Below are 14,037 nucleotides of genomic sequence, written 5' to 3' on the forward strand. Positions count from 1 at the left end.
TAAGTCCTTGTTTATAATTCGGAAAAGCTCCCAATACTAAAACAAAGTTACTCAAGAATGTTCTACGTTTTCGTATTCAGGGTCAAATACTTGTTCTAATTGCCCCACGGCCTTGCTCCAACTGTAGTTTTCGTGCACAAAATCCAGGGCACGCTGGGTTAATTTCTCATTTAAGTCGCGGTTGGTAAGCAGAGTATAGATATGTTGGGCAAATTCTCCGGGAGTATTAGCCACAAGAAGGTGGCAATTGTTAGCCGCTCCCACGCCGTTATTTACTAATTGGGTAGTAACGCAGGGAACTTTCATGGCCATTGCTTCTAAAACCTTATTCTGCACGCCGGTACCAATAAAAAGAGGAGCCACAAACACGCGGGCACTCGCGTACGCCTCCCGAATATCGGGCAACCAACCACTTACCGTAACATTAGGCGATTCCAACGATAGCACCTGGTAACTCGGGTTAGCGCCGGCCAGTAATATTCTTATTTCCGGAAATTGTTTTTTTATTAAAGGCAATACTTTTTTTACCAGAAAAATGGCCGCTTCAATGTTGGGGGCATAATTCATATTGCCGGTAAACACCAGGTCGTATTGTTTGGGTACATCAAGCGGGTGAAAGTAACTTGTCTGGATGCCATTCGGTACAATGGCAATATCCTTATGGCGCGGGTGAGCAATAAAGTCCCTATCCTGACGCGAAATAATGGTTTTATACCGAAAATCGGCAAATACGGCAGCCTCGTACTTTTTCAAGCGAGCCGCTTCCAGGCGAAATATGGGTTTTAAATGAAATGGCGCAATCTCGGCCCGGCGCAGCATGCCTTTCGAAAAAGCATCCATGTAATCGAGGGTTTTCGGAATTTGTTTTACGTGCCGCACGTACTCCGCCATCCGGATTAACTGGCAGTAAATATGGTCGGGTTGGTGTTGTGCAATCAGCTCATCTATTTGAGCCTGCGCTTTTACATCGTAAAAGTAATTTACCTGAATAGGTTTTTTATTCCAGAAAGCGCTAGCCACATTGCGCATAATGCTGGCTTTAGGCAAGGGAAATAAATGTACGTACCGGCAGTAATTTAGTAATTCCTGGGTAGCTTCTGCTAAAGGATCGGTTTTATCTGCTAAGGCAAATAATATAATTTCGTGTTTCTCCGATAGTTTCTGCAATTGATAAAAGGCCCGCAATTTATCTCCTTTGTCGAGGAGATAAGGTACGCGCGATAACAATATCAGTATTTTCATCAAATAGGTTTCTTCTTTTTTATGATAGCACTAATTTTAATTACAACCAATTTAAACGTAACTATCACTTTATTAATGTGTTACGTTTATATAACAAATAAATGGCCTAATTAATAATATGATTCTCGTAACTAAATAACAAAAGAGATAATTCCTAAACGTAGGGCGCTACTTATACAATCTTCGCTAATATAGATAATTTTTTTTAATATTTAAAAGATATAATAGTACTATATAGTGCTAAATATTTTTTTATTACCAGCCGATTATCGTACTCCTGCTGAATAAAAGTAGCCGCATTTTGGGCTATTTGGTTAATTGGCAATTTGCCTTGGCAGTAAGCCCGCAGTATTTCTATCCAGGCATCTGACGTATCACCAATTAAAATGTTTTCGTTAGGCGTAATGGAAATACCTTCGGCACCTATGGGAGTAGTTAAAATACATTTACCTACCCCCATACCTTCTACAATTTTAATGCGCATGCCACCACCCGACAATAAAGGCACTACCATTAATTCGTACTGCTGCATAAAAGCAGCGGCATCTGGCACAAAGCCATGAACGGTAACGTTGGGTACGCGTAAATTGATTAATTCTTCGGGCGGCGACGAACCGGCAATGTGCAGTTCTAAATCGGGAACTTCCTGGCTAATAATCGGCCAAATTTTTTCCAGAAACCAATTAATTCCTTCCTGATTGGGCATCCAGTTAAGAGACCCCAGCATAAACAAGCTTTTAGGCTTTGGGCGAATAGCTTCGTTGCGGACAAAACGGCTCATTTCTACTCCGGCTGGTATAATGGCTACCCGGGTTTGACAACCTAAATCCCGGATGCGTTCTTCGTCGTGGGGAGTAATAGCGGCAATAGCATCGAACTGCTGAAAATAAGCCTGCTCAAACTTTCGGACCTGTTTGGCGGTATAACGCAGGTATATCTTTTTTAGTAAATTTTTTTCGTGCTGGGCTAATCGTTGCCAGATGGTATACTCTACATTATGTGCCCGCAAAACTATGGGTGCCTGGGAATATTGTCGAATAGTAGGTACATACCAGGCCATTTGGCTGCCTTCTACCTGAATAATATCAAATGTTTCGGAACGGAGTAGTTCTATGAGCTTAGCGGTATAAGCCGGGGAAATAAACCGGTCGAAAATATACGGGATAGAAGTAAATAAATTAAAAAAGGCTTTAGTTACGGAAATGTTGGTATTTACAAAAACCGTAATTAAACGGGCCCTATCCTGCAACACTTCGTCGGGTTGAAAATGTTTGGGAGTGTTTATCGCTAGCACGGTTACATTACAACCAACCGCCGTTAAGTTGCTGATAATGTCGTAGATTCCAATGGCACCACCGTCGTGCGGCGGAAACGGCACCCGGTTACAAAGATGAAGGGTTTTCAAAAAGCGTAACTTGAAATTTAATAAATACTTAAATTATAACCTTGCAAAAGTTAAATTATTAGCAGTTTTCTCTTTCTAATTTTTCGTGATTAAAGAAAAATTTTGTTGATACTTCTTCAAAAATGTTTGAAGTAATTAGCAGAACAGAACCAAGGTAAAAATTTACTTTTTTATTGGCAAACCTGTTCATTACCGGGCCACTACCGTACCCAATTGTTCCGAAAATTGATCTTCGTACGTTTTCAACGTTTTAAGAATTTCCATTTGATCTTTAATGGCGTTGAAGTCCGTCAAACTTTTAAGTTGTTCCATATTTTCCTTTATCATTTGCTGTACGTTGCAACGTTTCAGGCGTAATAAGGCGGTATCGGTGGCGTACTGCAATTGGTCTACTTCCCGGGGCACAAATATCTGGTGCGTTTGCCAGTTTTCGCTCAGCTCGTATTTTTGGCTCATTAAATTAATGGCTACCGTACGTACTTCGGACTGCGGATGGTTCGTGAAATCTTCGGAACGCGGAAAGTGGCCTTGTTCTAGTTTTTGGCGGGCAAAATCCATTATCTCCTGAAAAACCGGCGTGTGAAAAGTAGTATCATCTAGTTGTTCGAGCAGGTAAGGTAACAGGTAAACACCCTGGTCGGAAAGTGAATTGGCCGGATACATAAGTGCCAACCGAATAACTTCTTTCTCGTGGTGGTAAATTAAATCCAGTTCCGGATCGGGTTCCTGTTCAGTTTCTTGAGCGTATGCTTCCGCTTCGGCCAGTTCTTCGTCGGTTAATGGCCGCGACGGCGCAGCCGTACTGGTTTGTTTTTGTTGTTGCTGGCGATTCTGATGATAGATTTTATTAAATTCGGCAATCAGTACATCTTCGTCGATCCCGAACAAGGCGCTGCATTGTTTTAAAAATATCTGCCTTTTTATAGAATCCGGAATTTTAGCAATACTGGTTACTATTTCCCGGATGGCATCTGCTTTTTTTACCGGGTTGTCTTTGGCCTCGTGCAGGTAAAGGTTAGTCTTAAAAGTAATAAAATCCTGGGCCTGAGCATCGATGTACTCTTTAAAAACTAAATCTCCTACTTTCCGGATGTATGAGTCCGGGTCGTCGCCTTGCGGAAAAGTTACCACATTCACGTTTAGGCCACCTTCCAGAATTAAATCAATACCGCGCAAAGAAGCTTTTATACCCGCGGCATCGCCGTCATAAAGTACAGTTATGTTTTTGGTATACCGTCCAATCAGCTTAATTTGTCCTTCGGTAAGCGAAGTACCCGAAGAGGCTACTACGTTTTCGATCCCACCCTGGCTCAGCGATAAAACGTCTAAATATCCTTCTACTAAATAACAAACATCCTGTGCCCGAATGGCATTTTTGGCCTGAAACAAGCCATACAGCACATCGCTCTTGTGGTAAATTTCCGACTCCGGAGAATTCAGGTATTTCGGTGTTTTATCGTTTGATTTAAGCGTTCGCGCCCCAAACCCTATTACCCGCCCTGATACATTATGAATCGGAAACATAACGCGCGCCCGAAAGCGGTCGTATTTTTTATCGTCTTTAAAAATGGTTAGCCCGGTGCTTTCTAAGAAACGCTGCTGATACCCTTGCGCCAGGGCTTGGTTAGTAAAACCATCCCAGGCTTCCAGGCTATAACCCAGTTCAAACTTTTTAATGGTAGGTAAACCTAAACCTCGCTCGTGTAAGTAAGGCAAACCAATGGTTTTGCCTTGTTCGTGATTAAAAAGAATATTCTGGTAATAATCTTTGGCAAAATTAGAAAGAATGTACTGGCTATCGCGGTCGTTTTGGGCTTTGGTGGCTTCGGGGGTTGCTTCTTCGGCTATTTCAATTCCGTATTTTCTAGCCAGGTATTTTAAAGCTTCCACGTAGCTGGTGCCTTCTACATCCATAATAAACTGCACCGAATTTCCCGCTTTACCGCAGCCAAAGCACTTGTAAATTCCCTTTGCCGGCGATACCGAAAACGAAGGAGACTTCTCGTTGTGAAAAGGGCATGGTGCCCACATATTCTGCCCCTTCTTTTTCAGGGAAACAAAATCACCCACTACCTCCACAATATCGGCTTGCGCTAAAATCTGGTCTACCGTTTCTTTTTTTATCAGGGCCATTTACTCTTGCCTCTTTTTACTTTCCTTACAAAGATAAAATTTTCGGGTTCTAAATAAGTAAAATATCTACCCGCAAGAAAATGATTTTGATTTCTAAATAAGCATACACCTACTATTTTCAGCAGTTGATTGAAATAAAGAATAATCAATAATTTGGAAATAATCTTAGAAAGAATATGAGATAAAAGCTTTGAAAATAGGCCGTAATAGAGTATAATTACCTGATTATTGTAAAAGCGGAAAGCCTTATTCAGTGGTTAATATTATACTGCATTCAGGGATTAGCCTCGTTTACTCATGGGAGTAGGTATAATCCTTCGCAATAATAAATCTAACTCTTACACCCCTTCATAAAACTAAATCTGTGGTGCTTGCCTATCCGTTAACTGTTAGGGAACCTTTAAAGTAAAACCTCTTCGCAGCTTATATATTTACTAAACTTTTGCGAAGCCTACTCTTATTAACTCTTCGTTGTTCAGGCATGCTTTCATTTACTAAAAAGGCTCTGCTTGTTCTTGTTTCTACCTTTATTAGCCTTGACGAAAAATTTAAAAGCAATTTTCTTCGACTTATTTCCACTTCTTTTAAACCCACTAAAAGTGCTGCTAAAGAATAGTAGAACTTTTTCTCTTCTAAAACCTGGTAAGTTAAATAGTTAAGAAACTTGATTCAATCTTTAGCGGTGCCTATAACCAGAATAAAGTATTTCCAGTAAAGTAGGTAAGCGATTACCCAGTCAGTTTTTCAAGCCTGTTTTTCAACCTTCTACTTACTGTACACCAAACTCATGCATTCTGATTTTTAAATTTACTAATCCATTAGGTATGAAAAAAAACTATACTTATTATCAACAATTTCTCGGCATTATTTCTAGAAAATGGGTTGTAGTAGCAATTTTCGGTTTTCTGATTAGCTTTCAGGGCTATTTAGCGCAGTCAGCTTTAAGTAAAAAAACAAGCAATACAAAACAGATTCAAACTGCCAATAGCGACTTAAAGATAGCAGGCTTTAACCTGATTAATGCCAATAACGATAAGGCTATCCAACTAATTACCGATGGTGCCGTCCTGAACTTAGCGGCTCTTCCCACTAGAAAATTAAATATTCAGGCAGTTACAGATCCTGCTAAGGTGGGCAGTGTGTTATTTTACTTAGCTGGACCTGTAGTGCGTAATCATACCGAAAATACAGCTCCGTATGGTTTATACCGAGATGTTAATGGTGATTTTAGTGCCTGGACACCACCTTTAGGGGATTACACTTTAATTGCTACTCCTTACTCCCAAATCAATGGCCGCGGAACAGCCGGTACTTCGTCCGTTATTCGTTTTAGTGTTATTAACCAGGCCCAGTATACCTTAACTGTTGCCAGTAACGAAGGTGGTAGTGTAACAAAAAGCCCGGATCAAACCCGATTTAATAAAGGGGAAAGTGTTACGTTAACCGCTACTGCCGCCGAAGGATACCAGTTTAATGGCTGGAGCGGCGCAGCAAAAGGCCGCGCTAATCCGCTCACGCTAGTAATGGATGGCAATAAAAACCTAAAGGCGAATTTTGGACCTTTACAGCCACCCGGCGCTTTAATATCGTACCTTATTTCCCAGAGTCCGCGGCTTTATACGGTATCCGAATTAACTCTTGGCACCCTTCTCTACACCGACCGCACGTACCAGGCCACTTCGGTACCCGCTTTTCTAAACGGGGCGCCTTTTATTAAAACACCCAACGATGATAAAGCGAATAGACTACCGGAGGTACTTTCGTTTGAACTGAGCCAGGAAGCAACCGTTTACGTGGCCTACGATCCGCTCGCTCTGGTTTTACCGGCATGGCTCAGCTACTGGCAAAAAACAACGGAAAGCATTGGTATTAATGATCCACGCATCGACCACCTGGATTTATACAGTAAAACCTTTCCGGCTGGTACCGTAACGATTGGAGGCAATCTGGCGCGTCCGGCTTTAGGTTCTAAAAACACGTATATTGTGGCAGTAAAAGCATCTGATAACTTACGGCCCTATGTAACGGCGGTGCGGCCCGCAGATGGAGCAGCAGATGTTCCTCTGGATCAGTCTATCTCCGTGGATTTAAAATATCCCAGTGGGCAATCCATTAATGGTAATACCGTTAACCCCAATACGGTTAAGTTATTTACCGTTGTATCCAACGATCTTAAAACTCCGGTGGAAGGAACGGCGGTAAATGCTTCGGCGGCCGGAGATGCAATCACGCTTTCAGCTACTTTAGCTCCCAATACTACTTACGAATTTGTTATTACCGAACAGGTACAAGATGGTTTGGGCTATTCTATTCTTCCTTTTACTTCCCGGTTTAGCACTACCAATACCGTTGGGGATGTGCCCACCGATTTATCGGGGGTATCTTTTACCGAACAAACTTTAGTAGATAATACCTTTGGCTTCGATGGATTTACGAGCCTGACCATTGGCCCGGACCGTCGGTTTTACGCGACTACTTCGGGTGGTAAAATAGAACGGTGGGATATTAATCCGGATGGTTCGCTGGCGAATAATATAACTATTGCCCCTTTTGATACGACCCGCAGGCTTTTAATTGGATTTCGTTTTGATCCGAATGCCTCGGCTACTAATTTAATTGCCTGGATAAGTCATTCTTCGGGGGCTTTTACCAATGTTCCGGATTGGGCCGGTAAAATATCGCAGATAAACTTAAACGATCCTGCCCAGCCAATTGTCACGGATTATGTAATTAATTTACCTCGTTCGTATAAAGATCATTCTACTAATTCTATTGATTTTGGCCCGGATGGTGCTTTGTATTTTACTCAAGGCAGTAATTCAGCAATGGGTGCGCCGGACGACGCATGGGGTTTGCGGGCAGAACATTTGCTTACTGCCACTGTATTACGATTAGATGTAAATTTACTTCAGCAGCAATCCTTACCGCTCGACGCAAAAACCGAAGAAGGAGGCACTTACAATCCTTATATTCCCAATGCGCCTTTAACTATTTACGCCACTGGCTTACGGAACGCTTACGATTTGATATGGCATTCTAATGGCGAATTGTACGTACCCACCAACGGCTCAGCGGCGGGAGGCAACTTGCCGGAACTTAAAGCCGGTACTATTTGGTCGAATGGCCAGCCTTACCCCGGACCCGATATTCCTGCCATTATGGATGTGCGCGATACCCAAAGCGACTACTTATTCCGGATAGCGCAAGGGGGTTACTACGGCCATCCTAATTATTTACGGAACGAATATATTCTAAACGGGGGTAACCCTACCGAAGCACAAGACCCTGGTGAAGTAGTCTGGACAATGAACGGGGTACAATACGGTTATCCGGTAGGTACCCCAACTGAACCCAATTACCGGGGCTGGTCATACGATTTTGGCACCAATAAATCGCCGGACGGAGTTATTGAGTACAAGAGCAATGCCTTTGAGGGCAAGCTAAAAGGTAAATTACTGGTTTGCCGCTTTAGTGGCGGCGACGATGTAATAGTACTGGAGCCGGGCACATTTAACAAAGATATTATAAAAGCAACCGAAGGCATTAAAATTCCGGGTTTACGCCGCCCGTTCTCTAATCCTTTAAACATAGTGGAAGATTTGCAAAACGGCAACTTGTACCTTTCAGAATATTACGATGGCAACGGCGATGGCAAACCCCGCATTACTTTATTACGAGCCGATCAGCCTGCTCCTGCTACTGCTGCCCGAAAGAATCTTGGAGAAAATATAGCTCCTGAAAGTGCGGCTGCTAAAGCTATGTTGAAAGTTTATCCTAACCCCAATGCGGGAGATAAAATTTACGCTGATGTGCAAAACTTCGCTCCTCAGGAACTGGTAACGCTCACTCTGTATGATGTAACAGGCCGGTTAATTCAAACAAAAACTAGTTTTACCGATCAAAAAGGAGCCATCCTCACCGAAATATACCATAAACAACCCCTAAAAAGCGGACTTTATATTATCGGGGCTACGGCTGTCTCTGGTAAAAAACAAGCCAAGTTGCTGGTAAAGTAATTTAACAAATAATCTATAAAAGGAGCTATTCACGTAAATAACAGCTCCTTTTTATTTTTTATAACCTGTAATTCGAATATTGTTAAAGCATCCTGTTGTTAATACGCAACAAAATTTACTTTTAATTAATCATCCTAATTAAATTACGATATAAACCATTGTAGCATATCTATTTAGCCATTTAAACAGAAACAAATCACTTTAAAATTGATTTTAAAGAATCAAAATAGTAAATTAATCATAAAAGAAATTCACAGAAAAGTTTACTTAAATAATTAAAAACCAGCGGTATTTAAATCTTTTCTGCCTGCTGCTTGTTAGATTATAAATAGGCCAATGGTAGTATTTTGTTCATTTGTTTGTACCTTTGCGCCGCCTTTTAAACAGGTAAAAAATTATGGCAATTACCCAACAAGATGTATTAAAAGCATTAAGTTATGTGGAGGAACCAGACTTAGGAAAAGACTTGGTTACTTTAAACATGATTGAAAATATTCAGATTAATGGTAAACACGTTTCCTTTACCGTTATTCTTACCACTCCGGCTTGCCCTTTAAAAGATCTAATCCGGAATGCCTGTATTAACGCCATTAAGTTAATGGTAGATAAAGAGGCGGAGGTTACCGTAAACATGACCTCGCGCGTTACTTCGGCCCGCGCCAACAACGAAGGCATACTCGGTGGCATAAAAAATATTATTGCGGTTGCTTCGGGTAAAGGTGGAGTAGGTAAATCTACGGTAACTTCAAACTTAGCCATTGCGCTGGCTAATTCCGGAGCTAAAGTTGGTTTAATTGATGCCGATATTTCGGGTCCATCTATTCCGGTTATGTTTGGAGTAGAAGAGGAACGTCCCCACGTATTTAGAACTCCGGACGGCAAAAATTTAATTCAACCCATAGAGAAATTTGGTATTAAGCTCATGTCTATTGGTTTTCTGGCTCCAGCCGAAAGTGCTGTAGTATGGCGCGGACCAATGGCCAGTTCTGCTTTAAAACAATTTATTACCGAAACGGACTGGGGCGAATTGGATTATTTGTTGATTGATTTACCTCCGGGAACCAGTGATATTCATTTAACGTTGGTACAAACAGTACCGGTTACGGGTGCTGTAATTGTAACTACGCCGCAAAAAGTAGCCTTAGCCGATGCTCAAAAAGGTTTACAAATGTTTCGTCAGCCGCAAATTAACGTGCCGGTTTTGGGCATTATCGAAAATATGGCTTACTTTACTCCTGCCGAACTCCCACAAAATAAGTATTATATTTTTGGAGAAGGTGGGGCTCAAAAGTTGGCTGAGCGTTGGCAAGTACCCGTTTTAGGGCACATTCCGTTGGTGCAAAGTATTCGGGAAAGTGGCGATGCCGGACAACCCGAAATCATGAAAACGGAATCGTCGGCTGCCGCCGTGTTCGCAGAAGTAGCGCAGGCAGTAGCGCAGCAAGTGTCAGTACGCAATGCCGGCTTAGAAAAAACCAAAATAGTACCCATTATTACGCAATAAATTATGGTAGCAAATCAAACAGGTAATATTTTCCTCGACCGGATAGAGTACGCACTGGATCAAATTCGGCCGTACCTGGAGGCGGACGGTGGCAACGTGAAAGTGTTGGAACTTACCGACGAGATGGTATTAAAACTCGAATTTATGGGTGCTTGCAGTGCTTGTACTATGTCTACTATGACGTTAAAAGCCGGGGTAGAACAGGCTATAAAGCGCGAAGTTCCGGAAATTAGAGCGGTAGAAGCAGTAAACCTTACTTTGCCGGTAGCTTAAGAAAGAAATTAACTCTCTCAATTTTAGACTCACCTATTTATAATTGAAGCAAGCAAACTGCTGTTTCTTCGGTATTTTACCCGAGGAGGCAGCAGTTTGTTTTTGTATTTAAGGCTGAAAGATTAATTTAAAACAATCTTGCAGAAGGTTGCTCAAGCAATTGAAGTTTAGGTAAAGCCTGATTGCTTTATTTTCTAAAATATATAAAAGCACTTATCACTTTGATACAGTTGGTTCATCAAAACTTATTTATTTAACCTGAGTAGTACAAAAAAGTAGCTATTCTAGTAAAAGCCATCTTTTCAATGGAAGGGTAAATAGCTTTGACTTTATATTTTTTGTATTTTAGAATATTCATCCGGTGTTCATCCATTTAATCATTACCCAATTAGATGATAAAAGCCAACGATCCACAACTCCATTCCTGGATTCAAATTTCTACGACCAGCGAATTTCCTATCCAAAACCTTCCGTTTGGTATTTTTAGTACCGGTCACCACGACCCACGGGTAGGAGTAGCCATTGGCGATTATATTCTGGATTTATGCTCAGTAGCTCAGGAAGGATTGTTTGACCTGTTGGATATTGACCCTACGGTTTTTAACCGACCTTATTTAAACGACTTTATCGCTTTAGGTAAACCCACCTGGCGGGCAGTACGGGAACGCGTTTCGGAGTTATTACGAACCGACAACGACGAAATACGCGACAACGACCAAATCATGCATCGGTGCTTGATAAAGCAAATAAATGCGACTTTACATTTGCCGGTAAAAATTAGTAATTACACCGATTTTTATACCAGTCTGGAACATGCTACCAACGTCGGACTTCTCTTCAGGGATCCCGAAAATCCGCTTTCTTCCAACTGGAAACATTTACCCGTAGGTTACCATGGCCGGGCTTCTTCTATTGTTGTTTCAGGCACCAATATTCATCGTCCGAAAGGCCAGATTAAATTCAACGATTCGCCGCTCCCCGCTTTTATGCCTACGCAGCAACTCGATTTTGAATTAGAATTTGCCTTTATTACAGGTACCAATACGGCTCTGGGAACATCCATTTCTACCGCCAAAGCCGAAGATCATATTTTCGGAGTAGTTTTATTTAACGACTGGTCGGCCAGGGATATTCAGCGTTGGGAATATGTGCCTTTGGGGCCATTTTTAGGAAAAAATTTTGCTTCTTCGGTATCGCCCTGGGTATTAACCTTAGATGCATTAGAGCCTTTTCGGGTACCGGGTCCTCATCAAAACCCGGCCGTTTTGCCTTACTTAGAATACACCGGAAATAAACATTTTGATATTCAATTAAAGGTTTATCTTCAAACGCTCCATCATAATTCAACCCTTATTAGTGAAACGAACACGCGCCATTTGTATTGGAACATCAATCAACAACTCGCCCACCAAACCAGCAATGGTTGCAACATTCAGGTAGGCGATTTATACGCTTCCGGCACCATAAGCGGCACTGAGCCTAACTCTTACGGTTCGTTGTTAGAACTAACCTGGAACGGCAGTAAACCTATTTTAATAGCGGATACTTTCTCCCGAACTTTCCTTGAAGATGGCGACACGATAATATTTAAAGGCTGCGCCGAACACAATGGTATCCGGATTGGCTTTGGTGAAGTGCGAACCAAAATTTTACCATCTATCTAAGATTTACCTACAAGTTCATTTCAAAACTATTTAGTTTTTAAAACAACTGAATAGAATTCAATTTCGGAAGTATTTTACTTTATTTAAACTTCTTAAATCAAACAAATGGCTATGAAAGCGTTACTCTTAATTGATATTCAGAATGATTTTTTACCCGGAGGGGCTTTGGCCGTACCCGAAGGTGACCAGATAATTCAGGTAGTTAACCAATTGCAACCACACTTTGATTTGGTAATAGCTACGCAAGATTGGCATCCTATCTTGCATAAAAGTTTCGCTTCCCAACATTCTGATAAGCAAGTATTTGAGACTATAAATTTAAATGGACTGGAACAAGTACTCTGGCCCGATCACTGCGTGCGAGGAACGCCAGGAGCTGAGTTTTCCCAAGTACTGGAAACCAACCGCATAGAGGCCATTTTCCGGAAGGGTACCAATCCGGAAATTGATTCGTACAGTGGTTTCTACGATAATGGTCACCGGAAAAGTACCGGTTTGGCCGATTATTTACGCGGGAAGCAAGTGCGACAGGTATTTGTAGCTGGTTTAGCTGCCGATTATTGCGTTTATTTTTCGATTAAGGATGCTTTACAGGAAGGTTTTAAAACGTATTTAATTGAAGATGCCACTCGCCCGATAAGTCCGGAAGGATTTGAGAAGGCGAAAGCAGATATTCATAACAGAGGCGGCAAAATTATCCAAAGCGGGGCTTTGTTGTAAATTTTTATGTAATTCTTTAAAATTATTTACTAAAATAAATCGGGTACAAGTAAGGCTTGTACCCGATAACACTAATTAGTTGGTAGGAGGTAAAAACTTAGTAATTTTCTATTTATTAAAAATTATTGTGGGGGAGCAGCAGCAATATCTTTTTGAATAACCGGCCATACACCAGGTGACGGTACGCTTACGCCTTTGTTAGATCCTCGCACCTCATCATCCGGCCCAAAATAATACAAAGGCCAGCCTTTATAGGTTAGTTGTTTTTTACCAAATACATCTGTAGTGCTAAACAAGGCTTTATCCAGGGTAGAAGGAACGACTACTTTATCGGTTTCATAAATGGGCCAGATGGAATTATTAGAAAAATCGGATTTAGTCCAGGTATTTTTATTGGCTTTATCTGGCTTAAATCCGTACAGGGTTAAGCCTTTACCATCCGTAAAGTAAATGGTTTTGCCTTCGCCTTCGGTATAATCCGATTTATAATTTTTTCCATCATCACCTACCAATTGAGTATTTACCAGCATAATGGTATAATCAGGTTTGGCTACAAACCAAACCCCTCCTACTCCTTCGCCGGTAGTTTGGTTAGGAGCCTCTAAGGTATTGGTACCATTTGCGGCCGGAGCGTAATAATACAAAGGCCAGGTTTTATAAGTCAATTGCTTTTTGCCGTTTGCCGCTGTAATTGTAGCAAAATCTGCTAAATCTAAGCCATCACCCAACATATCGGCCGTTAGGTTCTCCACAAAAAAGTAAGGCCATAAGGCTTCGCAACCGCCAGGACAATTGTTTTGGCCATCAGCATCATTCGAAAAATAATATAAGGCACGACCATCTTTATCAACCAGGTAACTACCCAGCGAAGAACTATTCTGGAGTTTTACCTGCTCGGTAACGGTGGGCGGAGTGGGAGTATTGTTGTCCTCTTTGTCATCATCGCAACTAAAAGTAAACAGAAGCAAGGCGGGGAGCAGAAAACGTAAGCTGTTTCGGAATAGGTGTTTCATAGCAGTAACCATTTTGTGAATTAGTTGTAAGTATTGATTTAAATCTCAGTTGTTCGAACCAGCCCGG

At 41.5% G+C, this 14,037-nt stretch carries 9 protein-coding genes; 5 read left to right on the plus strand and 4 right to left on the minus strand.

The features are described 5' to 3' along the window. Positions 1 to 51: 51 nt before the first annotated feature. The 3 genes from HUW48_RS15655 to dnaG all read right to left on the minus strand — a co-directional run bounded on the left by HUW48_RS15655 (position 52) and on the right by dnaG (position 4,780). A complete protein-coding gene (locus tag HUW48_RS15655; protein WP_182411840.1) occupies positions 52 to 1,242 on the minus strand; it encodes a glycosyltransferase in 1,191 nt (396 codons plus the stop codon). A gap of 205 nt (positions 1,243 to 1,447) precedes the next feature. Further along, entirely contained in the window at positions 1,448 to 2,647 is a 1,200-nt protein-coding gene (locus HUW48_RS15660) for a glycosyltransferase family 4 protein (protein ID WP_182411841.1), read from the minus strand. A gap of 189 nt (positions 2,648 to 2,836) precedes the next feature. Beyond that, the gene (gene dnaG, locus HUW48_RS15665) at positions 2,837 to 4,780 is read right to left on the minus strand and encodes a DNA primase (RefSeq protein WP_182411842.1); all 1,944 of its coding nucleotides are present in this window, start codon (positions 4,778 to 4,780) and stop codon (positions 2,837 to 2,839) included. An 824-nt stretch (positions 4,781 to 5,604) separates the two neighbouring features. Between dnaG and HUW48_RS15670 the strand changes: the two genes are divergently transcribed. From HUW48_RS15670 to pncA, 5 genes are all read left to right on the plus strand, one after another. After that, positions 5,605 to 8,796, plus strand: a complete 3,192-nt coding sequence (locus HUW48_RS15670; RefSeq protein WP_182411843.1) for an InlB B-repeat-containing protein — start codon at positions 5,605 to 5,607, stop codon at positions 8,794 to 8,796. A gap of 397 nt (positions 8,797 to 9,193) precedes the next feature. After that, positions 9,194 to 10,300, plus strand: a complete 1,107-nt coding sequence (locus HUW48_RS15675) for an Mrp/NBP35 family ATP-binding protein (RefSeq protein WP_182411844.1) — start codon at positions 9,194 to 9,196, stop codon at positions 10,298 to 10,300. Positions 10,301 to 10,303: 3 nt separating this feature from the next. Continuing rightward, positions 10,304 to 10,573 carry a NifU family protein gene (locus tag HUW48_RS15680; RefSeq protein WP_182411845.1) on the plus strand — a complete coding sequence of 90 codons (270 nt, stop codon included), beginning with the start codon at positions 10,304 to 10,306 and terminating at the stop codon, positions 10,571 to 10,573. 392 nt (positions 10,574 to 10,965) lie between these two features. After that, positions 10,966 to 12,237: a fumarylacetoacetase gene (gene fahA, locus HUW48_RS15685; protein WP_182411846.1), complete on the plus strand. Its 1,272-nt coding sequence runs from the start codon at positions 10,966 to 10,968 to the stop codon at positions 12,235 to 12,237. A gap of 111 nt (positions 12,238 to 12,348) precedes the next feature. Further along, the gene (gene pncA / locus HUW48_RS15690; RefSeq protein ID WP_182411847.1) at positions 12,349 to 12,957 is read left to right on the plus strand and encodes a bifunctional nicotinamidase/pyrazinamidase; all 609 of its coding nucleotides are present in this window, start codon (positions 12,349 to 12,351) and stop codon (positions 12,955 to 12,957) included. Positions 12,958 to 13,079: 122 nt separating this feature from the next. Here pncA and HUW48_RS15695 read toward each other — a convergent pair whose 3' ends face one another. Further along, positions 13,080 to 13,970: a COG4315 family predicted lipoprotein gene (locus HUW48_RS15695; protein ID WP_182411848.1), complete on the minus strand. Its 891-nt coding sequence runs from the start codon at positions 13,968 to 13,970 to the stop codon at positions 13,080 to 13,082. Between the last annotated feature and the right edge of the window lie 67 nt (positions 13,971 to 14,037).

The sequence above is a fragment of the Adhaeribacter radiodurans genome, from assembly GCF_014075995.1.
GTDB lineage: Bacteria > Bacteroidota > Bacteroidia > Cytophagales > Hymenobacteraceae > Adhaeribacter > Adhaeribacter radiodurans.